We start from the raw sequence: 21,109 nt of genomic DNA, 5'->3' as shown, positions 1-21,109 counted from the left end.
CCACTGCCCGCTCAGACTCGAAGGTCGACCTGGCTCACTGTCCCGACACCCCCATCCTCGCGCAGGTAGATGCCGCTCGCGCGCATCAGGCCCAGGGTGTCGTTGGCGGCGTCCTTGAGGCTGAAGGGGGTGTCGACCCGGCCAAGGTAGAAGGCGCCGACGCCGGCCTCGTTCAGGGTCTGCAGCCGGCCCTTGCCGTCGGCATCGGGTTGCCACAGCCGCAGCTGCGACCACGCGGCGTCCGCCTCGTCGATCCACTGGTTGCCGTCGCTGTCGAGCGCGGCGAGCTCGGCGAAGCCGTCGCCGCTGGCCGGCCCGAACAGCTCGCGACCGTCGTCGATGCGGCCGTTAGCATTGCGGTCGAAGGCGAGGAAGCCGCTGCCGCCCATCAACGGCAATAGCTCCTTGCTGCCGTCGCCGTCGAGGTCGAAGTCGAAGCGCACATCAGACAGGGCCGCAGCCGGGTCGCCGAAATCGAGCACCAGCGGATCCTTCAGACGCTGATCGCCCGCGCGCACGCTGACCGACACCGACTCGCTGTAGCTGCGTGCCATCGAGAAGCCGAGCTCGAAGCGGATCTCGGCGCCGTCGGCGGTGCGCACCACGCCCGCCGCGCCGAACGCGGTCTGCTCGGACTCGGTGTAGGTGGCGCTGAAGTCGTACTCCATGCCGAAGCCGACGCGTCGTGCAGCGCCCTGCTCCACGCCGGCGCGCACCTCGCCCTGGCCTGCCGACGCCGCTGCGGGCGGCTCCGCCGCAGTGGCAGGGTCGAGCTCGCTGAGCTTGAAGCGGCGCACCGGCTCACCGGTGAGGAACTCGATCATCCGCACCAGCATGGCCAAACGTGGATCGCTGTCGATCTCGTCCTCGGCAATTGCTTCCACCGTGGCGGCCTCGCTCGCCAGCGCGATCTGCCCGGCCGGCGAGATCTGCACGCGCCCCTGCTGCTGCGCCCCTTCGTGCTCCGTCGCCCCGCGCGACCCTGCTGCGCTGGATGCATCACGCCAAACATCAAGACGCTCGCTGACTTCCAGCGACTGCGCACGATAGTGCGAAGACTGGAGCTCGACACTGAAGGCAGCGACTTTCATGGACAGACCTTTAAAGCAAACACCGACAGCGTTGTAAACGGCATCCGCGCGGGTAAGTTGAGTGTGGGCTACGATGACAAGGCCCCTCCACCCACCGGAGCGCACCATGAGCAACAAGCACCGCCACACCCTGGAAGCGATCTTCCGCGACCCCCCGGCCGGCAACCTGCAATGGCGCGAGGTGGAATCACTGCTCCATCACCTCGGCGCGGTCGTCGAATCGGGCCACGGCGCACGCTTTCGCATCGTCATCAACCGCCACGAGTTCTACCTGCACCACCCGCACCACAGCAACGAGTTCGGCAAGCAGGCGGTGAAGGCTTTGCGTGAGTTCCTCGCCAGTGCCGGCATGACGCCCTCGCAGTACGACCAGATGCAACAGACTCAGCAGTAGGCTGGACGCGGACCACAGACGCCTGGTTACGGTCATGCATCGATTTTTTTCATGGCTGGATTCCATGACAAATGTCAAATGCTGCGCCGCAAGATATTCGTATGGTGATTCACACGCCCGCAGTAAAGTGGGTGCCTACGAAGCCCGCAGAGAGATCAGGCCATGACTACAAAGATCACAATCGACGGCAACGAAGCCGCCGCTTCCGTTGCCTTCCGCGCATCCGAAGTGATCGCGATCTACCCCATCACGCCCTCGTCCAACATGGGCGAACTGGCCGACGAATGGGCCGCCCACGGCAAGACCAACATCTGGGGCAGCGTGCCGCGGGTGGTGGAGATGCAGTCCGAAGGCGGCGCCGCCGGCGCGGTTCATGGTGCGCTGCAGGCCGGCGCCCTGGCCACCACCTTCACCGCCTCGCAGGGCCTGCTGCTGATGATCCCGAACATGTACAAGATCGCCGGCGAGCTCACGCCGACGGTGTTCCATGTCGCGGCACGCGCGCTCGCCACCCATGCGCTGTCGATCTTCGGCGACCACTCCGACGTGATGTCCACCCGCGCCACCGGCTTCGCCCTGCTCGCCTCCAACTCGGTGCAGGAGGCGCACGACTTCGCCGCCATCGCCACCGCGGCGACGCTGGCCGGACGCATCCCGGTGCTGCATTTCTTCGATGGCTTTCGCACCTCGCACGAGGTCGCCAAGATCGACTTCATCCCCGACGAGGTCCTGCACGCGCTGCTGCCGGACGCGCGCATCACTGCGCAGCGCGCGCGTGCGCTGTCGCCCGAGCATCCGGTGATCCGCGGCACCTCGCAGAACCCGGACGTGTTCTTCCAGGCGCGCGAGGCGCAGAACCCCTGGTTCGACGCCTTCCCTGCCGTGGTGCAGCAGGCGATGGACGAATTCGCCGCGCTCACCGGTCGCCATTACCACCTGTTCGACTACGTCGGCGCGCCGGATGCCGAGCGCGTGATCGTGATCATGGGTTCGGGCGCGGACACGGTGGAAGAAACCGTCGCCCACCTCACCGCCCGCGGCGAGAAGGTCGGCCTGCTCAAGGTGCGCCTGTTCCGTCCGCTCGACGCTGCGGCCCTGCTGGCCGCGCTGCCGCAAACCGTGCGTAGCCTGGCGGTGCTCGACCGCTGCAAGGAACCGGGCGCCGACGGCGAGCCGCTGTTCAAGGACGTGGTGGTGGCGCTGGCCGAGGACCAGGCCGACGCCACGCCGCGCTTCGCCGCCATGCCCAAGGTCATCGGCGGGCGCTACGGCCTGGGCTCGAAGGAGTTCAATCCGGCCATGGTGTGCGCGATCCTCAAGGAGTTGCAGCAGCCCCAGCCGCGCCGCCGGTGCACGATCGGCATCGAGGACGACGTCACCGGCCTGTCGCTGCCCTGGGACCCCGCCTTCCGCACCGACGCCGCCGCCGACGCCTTCGCCGCGGTGTTCTACGGCCTGGGCTCGGACGGCACGGTGTCGGCCAACAAGAACTCGATCAAGATCATCGGCGACGAGACCGCGCTCTTCGCCCAGGGCTATTTCGTCTACGACTCGAAGAAATCCGGCGCGATGACGGTGTCGCACCTGCGCTTCGGCCCGCAGCCGATCCGCTCCGCCTACCTCACCGGCGAAAGCGACGCGAAGTTCGTCGCCTGCCACCAGCCGCTCTTCATCGAGCAGCACGACGTGCTCGCCCACGCCGCGCCGGGCGCGGTGTTCCTGCTCAATGCCAGCGAGCCCGCCGACAAGGTGTGGGCCGCGCTGCCGCCGACCATGCAGCGCACCATCGTCGACAAGAGGATCAGCTTCTATGTCATCGACGCCTATCAGGTCGCGCTCGAGGCCGGCATGGGGCGGCGCATCAACACCGTGATGCAGACCTGCTTCTTCGCCATCTCCGGCATCCTGCCGCAGGACCAGGCGATCGCCGCGATCAAGCATGCGGTGGAGAAGACCTACGGCCGCAAGGGCCGGCGCATCGCCGAGCAGAACTACCGCGCCATCGACGCCACCGTGGCCGCGCTGCAGCGCGTGGACGTGCCGGCAACGCTGGCCGCCGCCGACACCACCGGGACAGCGCCCATCGTGGCTGACGGCCTCGACGCCTTCACCCGCCGCGTCACCATCCCGCTCATCAAGGGCAAGGGCGACGCGCTGCCGGTGTCGCTGCTGCCGGTCGACGGCACCTGGCCGAGCGGCACCGCGCGCCATGAAAAGCGCAACCTCGCGCTCGAGATCCCGGTGTGGGACGAGAAGCTGTGTACCCAGTGCGGCAAGTGCGTGTTCGTGTGCCCGCACTCGGCAATCCGCGCCAAGGTGTTCACGGCTGATCGCGCGGCCGACGCGCCGGCCGCGTTCAAGCACGTTCCGGCGCGCAGCAAGGACTACCCCGCCGGCACCCACATGAGCTACCAGGTGGCGCCCGAGGACTGCACCGGGTGCACGCTGTGCGTGGATGTGTGCCCGATCCGCGACAAGTCCAACGTCTCGCACAAGGCGCTCAACATGGCGCCGCAGCCGCCGCTGCGCGCCCAGGAAGCCGAGAACTGGGACTACTTCCTGCGCCTGCCCGACCTCGATCGCCGCAGCGCCAAGCGCACGACGATCCCGGGCTCGATGCTGCTGCAGCCGCTGTTCGAGTTCTCCGGCGCCTGCGTGGGCTGCGGCGAGACGCCCTACATCCGCCTGGCCACCCAGCTCTTCGGCGACCGCATGATGGTGGCCAACGCCACCGGCTGCTCGTCGATCTACGGCGGCAACCTGCCGACCACGCCCTACACCACCGACGCCGACGGCCGCGGCCCGGCGTGGAACAACTCGCTGTTCGAGGACAACGCCGAATTCGGCCTCGGCATGCGCCTGGCCACCGACCAGCTCGGCGCCGCCGCGCGCACCCAGCTGCAGGCGCTGGCGGTGACGCACGGCGAGGCGCTCGGCGCCGATCTGGTCGCTGCCCTGCTCGGCGCCGACCAGCACTCCGAGGCCGGCATCCATGAGCAGCGCGAACGCGTGGCGTTGCTGAACCAGAAGCTCGCGGCGATCGACACCGCGGCCGCGCGCCAGCTCGCCGCCCTGGCGGAATACCTGATCCGGCGCAGCGTGTGGATCATCGGCGGCGACGGCTGGGCCTACGACATCGGCTTTGGCGGGCTGGACCACGTGATGGCCTCGGGCGAGGACGTGAACATCCTGGTGCTCGACACCGAGGTGTATTCCAACACCGGCGGGCAGAATTCCAAGGCCACGCCGATGGGCGCGGTGGCCAAGTTCGCCGCCGGCGGTAAGCCCTCGCACAAGAAGGACCTGGCGAAGATCGCGATGGACTACGACAACGTCTTCGTCGCCAAGGTGGCCTACGGCGCCAAGGACGTGCACACGCTCAAGACCTTCCTCGACGCCGAGAGCTACCCGGGGGTGTCGATCATCATCGCCTACAGCCCCTGCATCGCCCACGGCGTGGACATGTCCTTCAACCACCACCAGCAGGACCTGGCGGTGAAGTCCGGCCACTGGCCGCTGCTGCGCTACGACCCGCGCCTGCGCGCGCAGGGCCGCAACCCGCTGTCGGTCGACAGCGCGGCGCCGAGCGTGCCCTACCGAGACTTTGCCCGTAACGAGGCGCGCTTCACCGTGCTGGAACGGCAGAACCCCGAGGCCTCGACCCGCTTCCTGGACGAGGCCGAGCGCCACGCCCGCCAGCGCCACCACGAGTACACCGAACTGGCTGCGCTGCCCGGGATGGGCGACGCTCCCCCCGACGGCGCTGCGAAGGAAGACGCTGCCCCGCAAGCGGCCGCCCGCACCGGAGACACCCAAAATGGCTGACCTGAATACGCCCGAGCTGCGCACCACCTATCTCGGCCTGACGCTGAAGAACCCGATCGTGCCCTCGTCCACGCCGCTCAGCCGCACGCTCGACCCGGTGCTGCACATGGAAGACGCCGGCGCCGCGGCGATCGTGATGCACTCGCTGTTCGAGGAAGACGTCGCCAACGACGAGCGCATGATGGACCGCTTCCTGGTCCATCCCGACACCTTTGGCGAGTCGGCCGGCCACCTGCCCGCCGACGCCGGCTACCAGAGCAAGCTCGACACCTACCTGGAACAGATCGAGCGCCTCAAGGCGCGCCTGGCCATCCCGGTCATCGCCAGCCTCAACGGCAACTCGCTGTCGGGCTGGGTCGAGTTGGGCAAGGAGATGGAAGCAGCCGGCGCCGACGCGCTCGAGCTCAACGCCTGGTACATGGCGAGCGATCCGGCGCTGGGCGCCGTGGCGCTCGAAGAACGCTACCTCGCGCTGCTGCGCGAACTGAAGACGGTGGTGAGTATCCCGGTGGCGATGAAGCTGTCGCCCTTCTTCAGTTCGCTGCCCAATTTCGTCGCCCGGATCGAAGCCGCCGGCGGCGCAGGCGTGTCGCTGTTCAACCGCTTCTTCCAGCCCGACATCGACCTCGAGACCCTGTCGGTGGTCGATCGCGTGCAGTTGTCCACGCCCGCCGACGGCCTGCTGACCATGCGCTGGATCGCCCTGCTGCGCGGCCACACCGGCCTGAGCCTGGCCGCAACCGGCGGCGTGCATGGCGCCGACGACGCGTTGAAGATGCTGCTCGCGGGCGCAGACGTGGTGCACATGGCGAGCGCGCTGCTGCAGAACGGACCGCAGAGCATCGCCACCGTGCTCGAAGGCATGACGCGCTGGATGAGCGAGCGCGAGTACGCGTCGGTCGAGCAGCTCAAGGGCTCGATGAGCCAGCGCAAGCTCACCGACCCGAGCGCGTTTGCGCGCGCGGCCTACCTCAACGCGATCGACTCGTTCACGCCGCCGCCGGGGGTGCGCTACTGAGGAGGGGCTCAGCCGAGCTCCAACGCCAGCTCGGCGACTGCGTCGTCCTTGTCGTCATCGCCTTCGCCCAGCGCCCATTCCGGATGGGCGCGGGCGCGGCTCAGTGCACCGGGCAGGCTGCCGGTGCGCCATTGGCGGGTCAGCGGATCCGTCGCCTCGGCCACCGGCAGGCGGCTCCCGCCGGCGCTTGCCGCCCCTCCGCCCACCTCGATCGGCTTCATCGCCGCATGGCCGCGACCCTCCAGCGCCGCCAGCAGTTCGCGCTGGCGTAGCGCGACGATGCGCAGGATGGCGTCGTCCACGGTGAGCTCGCGATGCCCTCGCAGCTTGGCGGCGATGCGCTCGCCGTAGTGGCCGAAGGTCTGCCACAGCCCGCCGGCAATGGCGCCGAGCGCAGCCGCCGCGCCCAGCGTGAGGCCGCCGACCATCAGGTCAACGCCGAGCCCGGCCGCCGCGCCCGCAGCGGCGCCGGTGCCGAGGCGCACACCCATCTGGCGCAGGGTCTCGGCGTTGAAGAGGTCGTCGTCCCAGCGCCCGTCGGTGAGCGGCAGCGCGTCCATGCGCGCGTCGTCGGGGCGGAAGCGGTACAGGCGCAGCAACGCATCGACGCAGGCCTGCTCACGCCTGCGCACATCCTCGCGCAGGCGGGCGACAGTGGCCTGCAACACGGCGTCGCTGTCGGCGTCGGTGGCTTCGTCGAGACGGTCGCGCACCGCCGCCAGCTCGACCAGCAGCTCGGCCACGAGGCGGCGGGCGGCCTCGCGGCGGGCGTCGGACTCGCGCGCGCGGGCGTCGATCAGCGCCTGCAGGCGGGCGCGGTGGGCGTGGATCAGGGTGGCCAGCGTCTCGAACAGTTCGCGCTCGCCATCGAGCGGCGGCGCCACGGTGTCGAAGCTCACCACCGCGTGCAGGCCGAGGCGGGCCAGCGCGGTGCGCCAGTCATCCACCCGGGCCGTGGGCGCGGCAACGAAGTTGAGCACCGGCAGCAGCGGCCGCGCGCAGGCGGCGAGCAGATCGAGCTCGTCACGGTGCTTGGGCAGCACCGGGTCACGCGCATCGACCACGTACAGGGCGGCATCGCTCGCCTGCATCTGGCGCAGCACCTTGGCCTCCTGCTCGAAGCGGCCGGCGGCCTCGTCGCGGGCGAGAAAGCGCGCCACGCGCTCGGGGCCGTCGACGCGCTCGCCATGCGCGACCAGGCCGTCGATGAACTCGAGCAGCGCGATCGCGTCCTCCATGCCCGGGGTGTCGAACAGCTCCACCGCCGGCACGCCGTCGGCCATCAGGCGCAGGCCCTCGACGTGGCGGGTGGTGCCGGCCGAATCCGACACCGCGCCAAAGCCGACGTCGCGCGCCAGCGTGCGCAGCAGCGAGGTCTTGCCGGTGTTGGTGTGGCCGACCACGGCCACGCGCAGGATGTCGCTCATCGCGCTGCATCTCCGTGTTCCAGCCAGGCGCGCGCGGCAGCGGCATCAAGCAGCGCCACGCCCTCGCCGAGACCGATGCCGGCCAGGCCTTCGCGCCACTGGCGCAGCCGCCCGAGCGACGCCACGTCGCTGTCCAGGCCGACCAGCTCACCCGCTGCGCCGGCCAGCCAGACCCGGATCGACTGCGCATGATCGGCCAGCTCGGCGATCAGGCCGAGGCTGCCGCGGTCCGGGGTCTGGCGCGCATCGACCGCCACCAGCAGGCGCCTGGGCGGATGCGCCGCGAAAAATTCGCGCGTGGCGCGGCGTTGCTCGCGGCTGTCGAGGCGACCGCCGTCGTCCCAGTGGCGCGCTGGCGCCGAATCCGGCGCGGTCGTCATCCCCCGCGCGTCATCGGGCGCCGATCGTGCATCGAGGACGTCCGGCCACGCCAGATCGTCGCCGAGTTCGAGCGCCACCGCGAGCACGCCGCCGTCGCCATTGGCGAGCGCGGCGTGCCGTCGCGGCCACGGCATCGCCGCCGGCGCCGGGTCGCGCACGCCGATGCGTTCGCTATCGGGCATCAGCAGCGGGCGCAGGCGGGCATAGCCTGGGCGCGACAGATCGAGCGCCAGCCTTCGCGTGCCGCGCCGCCACATCAGCACACAGAACAGCGCGAGCATGAGCCGCGGCAGCACGCCGTAGACCACCACCGCGCCCACCAGCCAGCCCGCCCACGCACGCCGGCCGGCCTCGTCCAGCATCGGCGCGTCACCGCTCGCCGCCACCGTGACCGCATCCGGCACCGGAAAGCCGAGCATGCCCGGCAGTGCGCCGAGCGCGGCGCTCAGCGTGACGAAGGTGTCCGCCGGCAGGATGGTGGTCTCCCACACGAAGCCGTAGCGCCGGGTGGCGAGCAGCGCGAGCACGCCGAGCGTGGCGCCGAGCAGCGCGGCGAACCACAGCGCATGGTTGGCCGCGCCCACGCCCCAGGCCGCGAGCCGCCCACGCCCGAGCAGGCCGCCCAGCGCCAGCGGCAGGTCGGCCGCCGCCTTGCTGCGATCGAGGAAGCCGGTCAGCGCCAGCCAGGCGCGGCCGAGCACTCCACCGTGCTGGAAGCCGCCGCGCGCCCCGCCCTGTAGCGCCAGCGTCACCAGCCACAGCAGCAGGCTGAAAAGGTGCACGCCGAGCAGCCCGCCCAGCGTCCACAACACATTCACTGGCCGCGTGCCGTCGCCCAGCACGCCGGCCGCGGCGCCGAAACCGAGCACCAGCGCCAGCAGCGCGGCGGCAAACAGCAGCACACGCGCCCGTGCCTGCCAGCGCAGGATCGCCTCGCGCCAACCCTCGCGCGCGCCGAGCGCATCAGCCCGATGGAGCAGCCGACCCTCGAAATCGGACGCTGCGGCGCGCGCATCGGCATGGATGCGCGCGTCGTCCAATGCGCCGTGGCGTTCCTCATGGCGGCGCACCAGTTCGGCCAGCCAGCGCTGCGCGAGCGGGTCGAACCACCCCGCCGCGGCAGCGCCGCGAGGCGCGCGCGGAGATTGAGAGGAGGACGACGGAGGCACGCGTGGAATTGGGGCGTTATCGGGACCGGATCGCATACCGAAGGATAACAACCTTCCCCTGCACGACGCACGACGACAGGCGACGGCAACCGACTTCCTGCATTCGCTGCGCCGCGTCGGACCAACAGGTCATCACATGGCAAACGGATGAGAACCCGGCTCAACTTGATCAGAGTCAATTCGGTGCGGGCAAAACGGGTTAGCCTTTCGGCTGTCCATCTCAGCCTTGGATTCGAGCATGACCACCGACCTCTTTCACTGGTCCGACGATTTCAGTGTCGGCCTGCAAGAAATCGATGAGCAGCACAAGGAACTCGTCGACCTGCTCAACCAACTCCACGTCGCCATTCAGGAGCATCACGGCACGGCCACTTCACGCGAGATCCTCGACAAGCTGGCGGACTACACGCGCACGCATTTTGCCGTCGAGGAAAGCCTGATGCGGGTGTCCAACTATCCCGATTTCGCCGCGCACAAGCAGAACCACGAAGACCTGATCGGCCAGGTCAAGGCCCTGCAGGACAAGCTCGATTCCGGGCAGGCCACGATCACCTTCGAACTCCTGCACTTTCTGAAGGTCTGGCTCACGCGCCACATCAACGAGGCGGACAAGCGCTTTGGAGCTTTCTTCCTGGAGGCGGGCGGCGCCAGCAAGTGGTCCGATCATGTCGAAGACGCAATGAAAAAGCGCAAATGGTGGTGGAAGTTCTGGTGATCGCCACACGCGGCCGCAGTTGAGCCATCCCTATCTGCCGAACCCGACCGATTCAAGCCCGACCCGATCAGGCCCAACCTGATCAGGGGAGTCGCCCAAGGTCCACCTGAGTCCGCGCACCAACGCTTGTAACCCCGCTCTTGAACCTCCTCCGATCCATTTTGCCGAGATCATGACAATGCCGCTCACCACCCGGGTCAGGCTGGCCCTGCTGTCCCTTGCCCTGCCCGCTGCCCTGCTCGCCAGCCCGGCGCAGGCCGAAACCCTATCGTGCCCCGCCCTGAACGCCGCGGTGCAGGTTGCCCCCTGCCCCAACGAGGCCGAACTGCAGTACACCTTCATGGGCTTTTGCGGCGACAACGCCCGCCTCTACGGGCGCGACGCCGTCACCTGCTCGAGCTTCGAGAACTACAAGGCAGTGAAGAACACCGCGCTGTGGGAGTCGGCGAATGGCGACTTCAGCGGCTACCTGAACTGCAACCTCGAAACCGACCTCCTTCGCGCCTCGAAGGCCTTGAAGATGAGTGCCGAGAAGAAGAACAACCTGACCCGCTTGATCTGCGACTACGAGAACGAGCAGCGCATGGTGATGCGCACCAGGGCGACCTGCACCGTCGAGGCGGCAGACTGCGCGAGCGGCGAATGCCGCGCGACCTGCGATTGAGCGCGGGCGATCGGGCACGACAGCCATGACACGCTCTTCTGCACCGGTCCAGCAGCCGGCCGCCGCCGAGGTACGCAGCGCACGAGTACTGGTCGGTATCATCGGCGGCCTGTTTATGCTGTTGATCGCGGCCTTCGTCGGCATGATCTTTTTCGTGCACCACGAGGCGCGCCTCAACGCGGTCGGGCCGATTGCCGCCTCACCCGGCGCCGAGCGCGGCGGGGTGATCTTCCACGGCACGGCCAACATCTGGGAAGTACGCGGGCGCATGACACAGGACGCCGCGCGCCAGGTGAGCTTTGCCATCGACCTGGTCGGCCCCACCGGTCAGCCCGCGCCGGCCGAGCTGGCACTCAGTCTGGCGCTTGAACGTGCCGACGATACGGGCACCGCCCTGCCACTCGGCCATCGCCTGGTCCGCCCCGGCAGCCTGGTGGCGACCAGTGCGGCGCTCGAGGTCGGGCGCTGGCGGCTGCGCATCACCCTGCCCGAGATCGAAGCGGTACAGGAGTTCCGCGTGGAGCCATGACGCGCCGGCCCGCGCGTGAATGGGCCGCTCGGCCGTGCCCGGCAGCCCTACGGTGAAAGGTGGCGCGCATCAAGCCGCGGAGTGTGGCACCTGCCCGGTGAAGCTGCCGAGAATCGACACCACCTCGCCCTGCGCCAGGTCGCGCACGATGAACACCAGCCGGCTGCGGCGATCGTCGTAGGGCGGCGTGTCGGGCCAGGCGGGCAGGCTGGTGGGCGGGTAGACACTGTGCTGCACGCATTGCAGCACCCGCGGCAGCGGATCGCCGGCGACGTTGAGCAGGCCCTTGATGCGCAGGATGCGCGCGCCGTACACCTGTAACAGCAGCGCCAGGCCATCGGAGAACTCGTACCAGGACAGCGGTTCGTCGAAGCGCAGCACGAAGCTGGTGACGCCGGCATCGTGGCGCGGCCGTTCGCGCTGCGGTGCCGCGCTTGCAGGCAGATCGGGACTCGCGGGCAAGCCCGCTCCCGCCAGCGCCGCGCCTGAGCCATTCCGATCCCCTGCCGGGAGGGCCGCAGCCGGTTCATGGGCCGACGCCCCGCCCGCGCGCGGCGACGACCGCGACCATGTGCCGGCCGCAAGCGGGCGCCGGGCTGCGCGGACCGCTTCCTCACCCAGCCAGGCCGCGACGTCGGGCACCTTGCCGGTCGGATCGTAGAGCCCGCAGCCGAAGACCTCGTCGGGCGCCACCGCCCCGCCCCGAACCTCGACCTGACGCGCGCCGGGGTTGAGCAGGGCGAGACGGGCGGCGACCGCTTCGCGTTGTGCAGCATCCGCAAGATCGCACTTGGTCAGCAGCAGCCGGTCGGCCATCGCCACCTGGCGCACGGCCTCGTTGTGGTTGGCGAGTTGATCGAGCGCATGCGTGACGTCGACCGCGGTCACCACGCCGTCGAGCCGGTAGCGCTCGGACAGGAAAGGCTCCGCCATCAGCGTATGGATGACCGGCGCCGGATCGGCCAGGCCGGTGGTCTCGATCAGCACCCGGTGCAGGCCCTTCAGTTCGCGCCGCAGCGCGCGCATGAACAGGCCCTTGAGCGCCCGCACCAGGTCGCCCTGCACGCTGCAGCAGATGCAGCCGGAGTCGAGCACGACCAGGCTCTCATCCACTTTCTCGACCAGGTGATGGTCGACACCGACCGCGCCGAACTCGTTGATCAGCACCGCGCTGCCGTCCATCTGCGGCTGGCGCAGCAGGTGGTTCAGCAGCGTGGTCTTGCCGGCGCCGAGGAAACCGGTGAGGAGCGTCACCGGGATGCGGCGGTCGGCGTCGGGTGCAGCGCCGGCGGCGGGTTCGTGTGGAGTGCTGGTTGCGTTCATTCGGGGCAGTGTAGCGCAGCCGACGATGAGCGTTCGGGGGCAAGCCCGCGAGCTTGCCCGGTGCACCGTGGGAGCGGCCTTGGCCGCGAATTCGGCCGCGTCCTCGGCGCCGCGCCTAATGCCACATCACTGCCAGCCGCCGCCCAGCGCCTTGTAGAGCGCGACGCGGTTGGTGGCGTCCGACAGGCGGGTGGCGATGAGCTCGAGTTCGGCGCCGTACAGGCTGCGCTGGGCGTCGAGCAGGTTGAGGTAGCTATCGACCCCGCCCCTGTAGCGCGCGTCCGACAGCTCGAAGCTCTGCTTCGTGGCTTCGACCAGCTTGCGCCGGGCGTCGAGCTGCTCGGCCAGCGTGGCGCGCTCGGCGAGCGCGTCGGCGACCTCGCGGAAGGCGGACTGGATCGCCTTCTCGTACTGGGCGACGTTGATGTCGCGCTGGATCTCGGCCACGTCCAGGCTGGCCTGCAGCCGCCCGGCCTCGAAGATCGGCAGGCGGATCTGCGGCACGAAGCTCCATGCGCCCGAGCCGCCGTCGAACAGGCCGTCGAGCGAGCTGCTCGCGGTGCCGGCGCTGGCGGTGAGCGTGATGCGCGGGAAGAAGGCGGCGCGCGCGGCGCCGATGCTGGCGTTGGCGGCCATCAGCGCGCGCTCGGCCTGGACGATGTCGGGGCGGCGGCCGAGCACCTCGGAGGGCACGCCGGCGGGCAGCTCGGTGACCGCCGCGAGACGCGCGCTCAGCGCATCGGGCTGCAACTCGGCCGGCACGCCGGCACCCACCACGAGCGCGAGCGCGTTCTCGTCCTGTGCCACCAGCGCGGCGTAGCGCGCGGCATCGGCGCGCGCGGTCTGCATCAGGGTCTCGGCCTGGCGCAGGTCGAGCGCCGACACTGCGCCGAGCTCCAGGCTGCGCCGGGTGAGTTCGAAGGACTTCTGCCGCGTCTCGAAGGTGTCGCGTGCCAGCGCCAGGCGCTCGCGGTCGGCCGCCAGGCGTAGCCAGACATTGGCGACCTCGGCAACCAGGCTGATCTGCGCGCTGCGACGAGCGTCTTCGGTGCCCAGATAAGTCTGCAGCGCCTGCTCTTCCAGGCTGCGCACGCGGCCGAAGAAGTCGAGCTCGTAGCTGGCAAAGCCGAGGTTGGCCGAGTACTGGCGGCTGACGTTGGCGTCACCCGTCATGCTCAGGTCGCCCGGCACGCGCTGCGCGCTCTGCCCGCCGCTGACCGCGATCGAGGGGAACAGGTCGGCGCGCTGGATGCCGTACTGGGCACGCGCACGCTCGATGTTGAGCGCAGCGACGCGCAGGTCGCGGTTGTTGTCGAGCGCGAGCGCGATCACGTTGCGCAGGCGTTCGTCGGCGAAGTAGTCGCGCCACGCGATGGCGTCGGCCAGCGGCGCGAGCGCCGAGGCCTCGGTCGGTGCCGCCTGCGGGAAGGTCGCCGGCACGGGCGCCGCCGGGCGCTCGAAGACCGGAATCATCGAGCACGCGCCGAGCATGGTGGCGGCCAGCGCCACCACCAGGCCGCGCAGCGGCAGCATTGTTGCGTACTTGGTCATCTCAACTTCCCTCCTGGGTGGACGGCGCAGCGGCCTCACCCTTGGGCTTGTCCGGGAAAACGCGCTTGATCGCGACGTAAAACAGCGGCACGAAGAACAGGCCGAGCAGCGTCGCGGCGATGGTGCCGCCGAGCACGCCGGTGCCGATCGCGTTCTGGCTGCCCGCGCCGGCGCCGGTGGCGATCGCCAGCGGCAGCACGCCGAAGCCGAAGGCGAGCGAGGTCATGATGATCGGGCGCAGACGCATGCGCACCGCGGTCAGCGTGGCCGCGATCAGATCCTTGCCCTCCTCTTCCATCTGCGCCTTGGCGAACTCCACGATCAGGATCGCGTTCTTCGACGACAGGCCGATGGTGGCGAGCAGGCCGACCTGGAAATACACGTCGTTCGACAGCCCGCGCCCGGTGGCGGCGAGCAGCGCGCCGAGCACACCGAGCGGCACCACCAGCATCACCGCGAAGGGCACCGACCAGCTCTCGTAAAGCGCCGCCAGACACAGGAACACCACCAGCAGCGACAGCGCATACAGCGCCGGCGCCTGCGAGCCGGAGCGGCGCTCCTCGTAGGAGGTACCCGACCAGTCGTAGCCGATGCCCGGGGGCATCTTCGCCATGATGTCCTCGACCGCCTGCATTGCCTCGCCGGACGACAAGCCGGGCGCAGCCTGGCCGAGGAGCTCCATCGAGGGCTGGCCATTGAAGCGCTCCAGGCGCGGCGAGCCATAGGTCCAGTGCGAGGTGGCGAAGGCCGAGAACGGCACCATGTCGCCGGTCTTGTTACGCACGTACCACTTGTCGAGGTCCTCGGGCGTCATGCGCGCGTGATCATCGCCCTGCAGGTAGACCTTCTTGATGCGGCCGCGATCGAGGAAATCGTTGATGTAGCTGCCACCCCAGGCGGTCGACAAGGTGTCGTTGATGTCGGCGACCGACAGCCCGAGCGCACCGGCCTTGGCGTGGTCGATGTCGAGCTGCAGCTCGGGCATGTCTTCCTGACCGTTCGGACGCACGCCGACCAGACGCGTGTCCTGCGCCGCCATGCCGAGGAACTGGTTGCGCGCGGCCAGCAGGGCCTCGTGGCCGAGGCCGGAGCGGTCCTGCATCTGCACCGTGAAGCCACCCGAGGTGCCGAGCTCGATCACCGCCGGTGGCACGAAGGCGAACACCATGGCCTCGCGGATCTGCGAGAACGCGCCCATCGCGCGTCCGGCGATCGACTTGACGTCCTGGCCGGGGGCCGTGCGCTCGTCCCAGTGCTTCAGGTTCACGAAGCCGATGCCCATGTGCTGGCCGCTGCCGCCGAAGCTGAAACCCGCCACGGTGAAGATCGCGCGCACAGAGTCCTTCTCGTTCTCGAGGAAGTGGTCCTCGACCTTCTTCAGCACCTCGAGCGTGCGCTCCTGGGTCGCGCCCGCGGGCAACATGACCTGGTTGAACATCACGCCCTGGTCTTCCTCGGGGAGGAAGGAGGTCGGCATGCGCACGAAGAGCAGGCCGAGCACCACGACGATGGCGAGGTAGATGGCGAGGAAACGCACGCTGCGCTTGAGGATGCCGCCCACCGCCGACTCGTAGCCCTTCGTGCTGCGCTCGAACTTGATGTTGAACCAGTGGAAGAACCTGCCGAACAAGCTGCCTTCGCCATGTTCATGCCCCTTCTCCACCGGCTTCAGGATGGTGGCGCAAAGGGCCGGGGTGAACACGATGGCGACCAGCACCGACAACGCCATCGCGGACACGATGGTGATCGAGAACTGGCGGTAGATCACACCGGTCGAGCCGCCGAAGAAGGCCATCGGCACGAACACCGCCGACAGCACCAGGCCGATGCCGATCAGCGCGCTGGTGATCTGGTCCATCGAGCGCTTGGTGGCCTCCTTGGGCGGCAAGCCCTCCTCGGTCATCACGCGCTCGACGTTCTCGACCACGACGATGGCGTCGTCCACGAGCAGGCCGATTGCCAGCACCATGCCGAACATGGTGAGCGTGTTGATCGAGAAGCCGAAGGCGGCCATCAGGCCGAAGGTGCCGAGCAGCACCACCGGGATCGCCATGGTCGGGATCAGTGTGGCGCGCAGGTTCTGCAGGAACAGGTACATCACCAGGAAGACCAGCACCACCGCCTCGATCAGCGTCATCACCACCGACTCGATCGAGATCTTGACGAAGGGCGTGGTGTCGTAGGGCACGACGTACTCCACGCCTTCGGGGAAATAGCGCTGCATGTCGTCGAGCTTCGCGCGCACCGCGGTGGCGGTGTCGAGCGCGTTTGCGCCGGAGGCGAGGCGAACACCCACACCGGCGGCGGGCTGGCCGTTGAAGCGCGCGAGGGTACCGTAGTTCTCGGCGCCGATCTCGATGCGGGCGACGTCCTTCAGGCGGACCTCGCCGCCCTGCATGCTGCTGCGCAACAGGATGGACTCGAACTCCTCGACGGTCTGCAGGCGGCTCTGCGCGGTGATGGTGGCGGTGAAGCCCTGACCGGGCAGCGCCGGCGTGCCGCCGAGCTGGCCGGCCGACACCTGGGTGTTCTGCGCCAGCAGCGCGGTGCGCACGTCACCCGGGGTGAGGCGGTAGTTGGTGAGCTTGGCCGGGTCGAGCCAGACCCGCATCGCATACTGCGCGCCGAACACCTGCACCTCGCCCACGCCATCCACGCGGGACAAGGGGTCCTGCACCGAGGACACGAGGAAGTCGGACAGGTCGGTGCCGTCCATGCTGCCGTCCGCGGACACGAAGCCGACCACCATCAGGAAGTTCATCGCCGACTTGGCGACCGTCACCCCCTGCTGCTGCACCGCCTGCGGCAGCAGCGGCAGCGCGGTCTGCATCTTGTTCTGCACCTGCACCTGGGCGATATCGGGGTCGGTGTCGGCGGAGAAGGTCAGCGTGGTCGAGGCGTTGCCGTAGGCGTCGCTGGTCGACTTCATGTACAGCAGGCCGTCGAGGCCGGTGAGCTTCTGCTCGATGATCTGCGTCACCGAGTCTTCCACCGCTTTGGCGGACGCACCCGGGTAGCGGGCGTTGATGACGATCGCGGGCGGCGCGATCGACGGATACTGGGACACCGGCAACTGCTGGATGGACAGCGCGCCCGCCAGCATGATGACGATGGCGATGACCCACGCGAAGATGGGTCGGTCGATGAAGAAACGGGCCATGGTCGCCTACCTCACTGCGCCGCGGCGGCCGGAGCCACCGGCGCCGCACCCGCTTCCTCGGCCTGCACGGTAACGCCGGGGCGGACCTTCTGCAGCCCCTCGACGATGATGCGCTCGCCGGCCTTCACTCCGCTGCTCACCACCCAGTTCTCGCCGAGCGACTGCGCAACCTGCACCGGACGGGCGACCACCTTGCTCTCGGCATCGACCGCCATCACCAGCGCGTTGCCGAGCGGATCGCGGCTGAGCGCCTTGTGCGGCACCAGGATCGCGTCGCTGCGCGTGCCTTGCGGCAGGCGTGCGCGCACGTACATGCCGGGCAACAGCAGATCGTCGGCGTTGGAGAACTGCGCGCGCAGGGTCACGCTGCCGGTGCCCTCATCGACGGTTACTTCGGACAGGGCCAGGCGGCCTTCGGCGGCGTACTCGCTGCCGTCCTCGAGGATCAGCTTCACCGGCACCTCGCCCTTGGCGCCCGCCTGCAGGCGACCGGCGGAGATCTCGCTGCGCAGGCGCAGCATCTCGGCGCTGGACTGGGTCAGGTCGACGTAGATGGGATCGAGCTGCTGCACGGTGGCGAGTGCCTGCGCCTGGTTCGCGGTGACCAGCGCGCCGGCGGTCACCGCCGAGCGCCCGATGCGGCCGGCGATCGGCGACTTCAGGCGGGTGTAGTCGAGGTCGATCTTCGCCTTGTCGAGCGCTGCCTTGGCGGCCGCGACCTCTGCCTGCGCCTGCTTGAGCCCGGCCTGGGCGTCGTCGTTGGCCTGCTTGCTGACCGCCTCGATCTTCACCAGGCCGGAATGGCGTTCGGCCTTGATGCGTGCCACCTGGGCGTTGGCTTCGGCGCGCGCGAGCGCGGCCCTGGCGCTATCGAACGCGGCCTGGTAGGGCGCGGGATCGATGCGGTACAGGACCTGGCCGGCCTTGACCTCGCTGCCCTCGTTGAAGGCGCGCTCGGTGACGATGCCGGTGACCTGCGGGCGCAGCTCGGCGATCAGGTAGGGGCTGGTGCGGCCGGGCAACTCGGCCACCATCGGCACCGTTTCGCTCTTGAGCGTCATCACGGTCACGGCAGGCGGCGGTGGCGCCCCTGCGCCCGACGCGCCGCCCTGTTCCTTGCCTCCACTGCAAGCGGCAAGGAACAGGGCGCTCAGCGCTAGCGCAGCCGCGGACCTGAAAAGGGGTTGGGAGCTTGTCTTCATGGGAGCCTCGTGAACGCGAGAGGCGGCGACGTCGGCGTGCAACTGTTGGTCGCCGGCCGACACCCCGCCTATTAGAATGGTTATTCTAGATCGAACGCTCATTCTATGTTATGGTTTGTTGCATCGCAAGATTTTTCAAGACATCGCCCCGCTCCGGTGGTTCATCGACGGCGGGCCCGAGCGTCTGATTGGAACAGCATGCAGATCACCGACCCAACGCCCCCCACCACCGACGCGTCGCGCGCCGCCGCCCGTCGCCAGCAGATTCTTGCCGCCGCGGCGCAGTGCTTTCGCGAGCACGGCTTTCATGGCGCCAGCATCGCACAGATCTCGAAGATCGCCGGCATGAGCGCCGGCCATATCTATCACTACTTCGAGAACAAGGAAGCGATCATCGGCGCGATCGTGGCACAGGATCTTGAAACCCTGCTGACCCTGACCGCCGAACTGCGCGCAGCGTGCAACGTACGCAATGCCTTGATCGAACGCGCCGCCGAAGGCGTGCTGGATCAACTCGATCCAGCCAGTGCGGCGCTCAAGGTGGAAATCGTCGCCGAGGCCGCGCGCAACCCGCACGTCGCGAGGATTGTCCGCGAGGCCGACGAGGCGTGTCGCCGCGAGCTGATGGTCACCATCCGCGCCATCCGCAGCGCTGCCGGCCACGACGACACCCCCGGGGCCACCGCCGACATGGTGGAAGTGCTCGCCGCCCTGTTCGAAGGCCTGTTGCTGCGCACGATCCGCAACCCCGACCTCGACCGCCGGCGGGTCGCGCAGCGCATCCAGCTCGCGATCAACGACCTGCTCGATCAGCCGGGCTGAAGCACCGCGTCTTCACTAAGGACCGCGAAAAGAGCCGGCGCGAGCCGTAGCGACTCGCGGACCGGCTTACAGATACCCCAGCTTCCCCGGCAGCCACAGCGCGATCTGCGGAAAGACGATCATCAGCGTCAGCCCGGCGCCCATCGCCAGCACCAGCCAGATCACCCACTTGAAGGTCTCCTCCATGCCGATGCCGGCGATGCGCGAGGTGATCATCAGCGAGATCGCCATGGGTGGGGTGAACTGGCCGATGGCGAGGTTGATCGTCATCATCACCCCGAACCACACCAGGTCCCAGCCCATCGCCACCGCGATCGGCACCAGCAGCGGGAGCAGGATCAGGAAGATCGAGATCGCGTCGAGGAACATGCCGGCGGCGAGCAGCAGCAGGTTGATCGACAGCAGCATCAGCCATTCGCTCGAATGCAGTCCGACCAGCGCCTTGGCCGCGACGTCGAAGATGCCGAGCGTGTTGCCCGCCCAGGCGAACACCGAGGCGATGCCGATGATCATCAGCACCACGGCCGACAGCTCGCCGGCGTCGACCAGCACGCGGAACAGCCCCTTGAAGCTGATGCTGCGATACACCACCATGCCGACGAAGATGCCGTAGGCCACCGCCACCACCGCCGCCTCGGTGGGCGTGAAGATGCCGGTGCGCAGTCCGCCGAGGATGATCACCGGCGCCAGCAGGCCCCAGATCGCGTCGATGAAGCTCTTGCCCAGCGGCGGGCGCTCGGCCTTGTAGTCGCGCCCGAACCCGTACTTGCGGCTGATGATGACCGCAGGCACCAGCAGGCAGAGCGCGGCGATCATGCCCGGGAACAGGCCGGCGGCGAACAGCGCCGGCACCGTCGCCGCCGGCACCATCACGCTGTACACGATGAAGGCCACCGAGGGCGGGATCACGATCGCGGTCGAACCCGAGGCGGCGATCAGGCCGGCGGAGAAGCCTTTCGGATAGCCGCGCGCGATCATCGACGGCAGCATCACCGCCGCCACCGCCGCCGCATCGGCCGGGCCGGAACCGGAGATGCCGCCGAGCAGCATCGACACCAGCACGGCGACCACCGCGAGCGAGCCGGTCCATTCGCCGACCATCGCGGTCACGAAGCGCACCAGGCGGATCGCCACCCCCGAACGCTCGAAGATCATGCCGGCGAGGATGAACATCGGGATCGCCAGCAGCGGGTACTTGGCGATGCCGGCGTAGATGTTCGTCGGCACTGCAAGCTGGTCGAAGCCCGCCATCGCCAGTACCGCGATGCTGGCCACACCCAGTCCGGTTGCCAGCGGCATGCCCGCGAGCAAGGCGAACAGGAACAACCCGATGAGGACGGAGCCGATCATGCGCGCCCCCGCACCCGGGTGATGATCAGGCGCAGCACCAGCGCCACCGCCAGCACCGGCATCCACACCGTGTACCACCACTGCGGCACGCCGAGCGCGGGCGAGGTTTCCTCAAACCGGTACTGGTCCCAGGTCAGCCAGCCGGCGTAGAAGGCGATGAAGGCGAACAAGCTCGCGGTGACCGCGAACGACAGCCAGTCGGCGAACGCGCGCAAACCCGGCGGCAACTTGCGCACGAAGAAGTCGACGCGGATATGGCGATCGAAGGCGAAGGCCGCCGATGAGCCGAGGAAAGACAGCACGATCAGCAGCGCAATCGAGAACTCCTCGGTCGCAGCGAAGGACTGCGAGGTGAAATAGCGCGCCAGCACGTTGCCGAAGGTGATCAGCACGATCAGGCCCATGACGATGCCGGAGAGGACCTGTTCGATCGTGTAGGGCGGCTGTTCGGCGGGCGCGGGATCTGGGATTTCGGGGGTCATGGAACA

General features: G+C 68.8%; 16 protein-coding genes. 7 read left to right on the top strand and 9 right to left on the bottom strand.

The window, feature by feature from the left end:
- Positions 1–11 precede the first annotated feature (11 nt).
- Complete coding sequence (locus RBT54_RS03110; protein WP_320364000.1) at positions 12–1,091, bottom strand: hypothetical protein; 1,080 nt, start codon at positions 1,089–1,091, stop codon at positions 12–14.
- A gap of 106 nt (positions 1,092–1,197) precedes the next feature.
- Here RBT54_RS03110 and RBT54_RS03105 point away from each other — a divergent pair, with 106 nt between their 5' ends.
- The 3 genes from RBT54_RS03105 to RBT54_RS03095 all read left to right on the top strand — a co-directional run bounded on the left by RBT54_RS03105 (position 1,198) and on the right by RBT54_RS03095 (position 6,328).
- Positions 1,198–1,485, top strand: coding sequence for a type II toxin-antitoxin system HicA family toxin (locus tag RBT54_RS03105; protein ID WP_320363998.1), 288 nt, complete (start codon positions 1,198–1,200; stop codon positions 1,483–1,485).
- 162 nt (positions 1,486–1,647) lie between these two features.
- Positions 1,648–5,310 carry a pyruvate:ferredoxin (flavodoxin) oxidoreductase gene (gene nifJ, locus RBT54_RS03100; protein WP_320363997.1) on the top strand — a complete coding sequence of 1,221 codons (3,663 nt, stop codon included), beginning with the start codon at positions 1,648–1,650 and terminating at the stop codon, positions 5,308–5,310.
- On the top strand, positions 5,303–6,328 hold the full coding sequence (locus RBT54_RS03095; RefSeq protein ID WP_320363995.1) for a dihydroorotate dehydrogenase-like protein: 1,026 nt from the start codon (positions 5,303–5,305) through the stop codon (positions 6,326–6,328). Before nifJ ends, RBT54_RS03095 begins: the two co-directional genes overlap by 8 nt.
- Positions 6,329–6,336: 8 nt before the next feature.
- On the opposite strand, the gene RBT54_RS03090 is transcribed toward RBT54_RS03095, so the two are convergent.
- Together RBT54_RS03090 and RBT54_RS03085 are read right to left on the bottom strand one after the other, a co-directional pair.
- Positions 6,337–7,755, bottom strand: coding sequence for a GTPase/DUF3482 domain-containing protein (locus RBT54_RS03090; protein WP_320363993.1), 1,419 nt, complete (start codon positions 7,753–7,755; stop codon positions 6,337–6,339).
- Entirely contained in the window at positions 7,752–9,305 is a 1,554-nt protein-coding gene (locus tag RBT54_RS03085) for a DUF2868 domain-containing protein (RefSeq protein WP_320363991.1), read from the bottom strand. Before RBT54_RS03085 ends, RBT54_RS03090 begins: the two co-directional genes overlap by 4 nt.
- Before the next feature lie 238 nt (positions 9,306–9,543).
- On the opposite strand from RBT54_RS03085, the gene RBT54_RS03080 reads away from it, so the two are divergent.
- The 3 genes from RBT54_RS03080 (at position 9,544) to RBT54_RS03070 (ending at position 11,213) form a co-directional block, all read left to right on the top strand.
- A complete protein-coding gene (locus RBT54_RS03080; RefSeq protein ID WP_320363989.1) occupies positions 9,544–10,020 on the top strand; it encodes a bacteriohemerythrin in 477 nt (158 codons plus the stop codon).
- A gap of 172 nt (positions 10,021–10,192) precedes the next feature.
- Complete coding sequence (locus RBT54_RS03075) at positions 10,193–10,684, top strand: hypothetical protein (protein ID WP_320363987.1); 492 nt, start codon at positions 10,193–10,195, stop codon at positions 10,682–10,684.
- A 25-nt stretch (positions 10,685–10,709) separates the two neighbouring features.
- On the top strand, positions 10,710–11,213 hold the full coding sequence (locus RBT54_RS03070; RefSeq protein WP_320363985.1) for an AAA family ATPase: 504 nt from the start codon (positions 10,710–10,712) through the stop codon (positions 11,211–11,213).
- Between the two features lie 69 nt (positions 11,214–11,282).
- Here the strand turns inward: RBT54_RS03070 and RBT54_RS03065 are convergent, their stop codons facing one another.
- The 4 genes from RBT54_RS03065 to RBT54_RS03050 all read right to left on the bottom strand — a co-directional run bounded on the left by RBT54_RS03065 (position 11,283) and on the right by RBT54_RS03050 (position 18,449).
- Positions 11,283–12,536: a GTP-binding protein gene (locus RBT54_RS03065; protein WP_320363983.1), complete on the bottom strand. Its 1,254-nt coding sequence runs from the start codon at positions 12,534–12,536 to the stop codon at positions 11,283–11,285.
- A 126-nt stretch (positions 12,537–12,662) separates the two neighbouring features.
- Positions 12,663–14,069 (bottom strand): AdeC/AdeK/OprM family multidrug efflux complex outer membrane factor, encoded by a 1,407-nt coding sequence (gene adeC, locus RBT54_RS03060; RefSeq protein ID WP_320364193.1) that lies wholly within the window; start codon positions 14,067–14,069, stop codon positions 12,663–12,665.
- 19 nt (positions 14,070–14,088) lie between these two features.
- The gene (locus RBT54_RS03055) at positions 14,089–17,247 is read right to left on the bottom strand and encodes an efflux RND transporter permease subunit (RefSeq protein WP_320363982.1); all 3,159 of its coding nucleotides are present in this window, start codon (positions 17,245–17,247) and stop codon (positions 14,089–14,091) included.
- Between the two features lie 11 nt (positions 17,248–17,258).
- Complete coding sequence (locus tag RBT54_RS03050; RefSeq protein ID WP_320363981.1) at positions 17,259–18,449, bottom strand: efflux RND transporter periplasmic adaptor subunit; 1,191 nt, start codon at positions 18,447–18,449, stop codon at positions 17,259–17,261.
- Between the two features lie 198 nt (positions 18,450–18,647).
- Here RBT54_RS03050 and RBT54_RS03045 point away from each other — a divergent pair, with 198 nt between their 5' ends.
- A complete protein-coding gene (locus RBT54_RS03045; protein WP_320363979.1) occupies positions 18,648–19,271 on the top strand; it encodes a TetR/AcrR family transcriptional regulator in 624 nt (207 codons plus the stop codon).
- Between the two features lie 66 nt (positions 19,272–19,337).
- Here the strand turns inward: RBT54_RS03045 and RBT54_RS03040 are convergent, their stop codons facing one another.
- Together RBT54_RS03040 and RBT54_RS03035 are read right to left on the bottom strand one after the other, a co-directional pair.
- Positions 19,338–20,621 (bottom strand): TRAP transporter large permease, encoded by a 1,284-nt coding sequence (locus tag RBT54_RS03040; RefSeq protein ID WP_320363977.1) that lies wholly within the window; start codon positions 20,619–20,621, stop codon positions 19,338–19,340.
- Positions 20,618–21,103, bottom strand: coding sequence for a TRAP transporter small permease (locus RBT54_RS03035; RefSeq protein WP_320363975.1), 486 nt, complete (start codon positions 21,101–21,103; stop codon positions 20,618–20,620). Before RBT54_RS03035 ends, RBT54_RS03040 begins: the two co-directional genes overlap by 4 nt.
- Positions 21,104–21,109: the final 6 nt, after the last annotated feature.

The sequence above is a fragment of the Thauera sp. genome (genome assembly GCF_034003485.1).
GTDB lineage: Bacteria > Pseudomonadota > Gammaproteobacteria > Burkholderiales > Rhodocyclaceae > Thauera.
This window is presented reverse-complemented; position numbering and strand designations above follow the sequence as displayed.

Coding starts and splice junctions, on each gene's coding strand:
- nifJ (WP_320363997.1), top strand. CDS start 1,648: ATGACTACAAAGATCACAATCGACGGCAACGAAGCCGCCGCTTCCGTT.
- RBT54_RS03090 (WP_320363993.1), bottom strand. CDS start 7,755: ATGAGCGACATCCTGCGCGTGGCCGTGGTCGGCCACACCAACACCGGC.
- RBT54_RS03040 (WP_320363977.1), bottom strand. CDS start 20,621: ATGATCGGCTCCGTCCTCATCGGGTTGTTCCTGTTCGCCTTGCTCGCG.
- RBT54_RS03105 (WP_320363998.1), top strand. CDS start 1,198: ATGAGCAACAAGCACCGCCACACCCTGGAAGCGATCTTCCGCGACCCC.
- RBT54_RS03110 (WP_320364000.1), bottom strand. CDS start 1,091: ATGAAAGTCGCTGCCTTCAGTGTCGAGCTCCAGTCTTCGCACTATCGT.
- RBT54_RS03045 (WP_320363979.1), top strand. CDS start 18,648: ATGCAGATCACCGACCCAACGCCCCCCACCACCGACGCGTCGCGCGCC.
- RBT54_RS03035 (WP_320363975.1), bottom strand. CDS start 21,103: ATGACCCCCGAAATCCCAGATCCCGCGCCCGCCGAACAGCCGCCCTAC.
- RBT54_RS03065 (WP_320363983.1), bottom strand. CDS start 12,536: ATGAACGCAACCAGCACTCCACACGAACCCGCCGCCGGCGCTGCACCC.
- RBT54_RS03055 (WP_320363982.1), bottom strand. CDS start 17,247: ATGGCCCGTTTCTTCATCGACCGACCCATCTTCGCGTGGGTCATCGCC.
- RBT54_RS03075 (WP_320363987.1), top strand. CDS start 10,193: ATGACAATGCCGCTCACCACCCGGGTCAGGCTGGCCCTGCTGTCCCTT.
- RBT54_RS03080 (WP_320363989.1), top strand. CDS start 9,544: ATGACCACCGACCTCTTTCACTGGTCCGACGATTTCAGTGTCGGCCTG.
- RBT54_RS03095 (WP_320363995.1), top strand. CDS start 5,303: ATGGCTGACCTGAATACGCCCGAGCTGCGCACCACCTATCTCGGCCTG.
- RBT54_RS03070 (WP_320363985.1), top strand. CDS start 10,710: ATGACACGCTCTTCTGCACCGGTCCAGCAGCCGGCCGCCGCCGAGGTA.
- RBT54_RS03050 (WP_320363981.1), bottom strand. CDS start 18,449: ATGAAGACAAGCTCCCAACCCCTTTTCAGGTCCGCGGCTGCGCTAGCG.
- adeC (WP_320364193.1), bottom strand. CDS start 14,069: ATGCTGCCGCTGCGCGGCCTGGTGGTGGCGCTGGCCGCCACCATGCTC.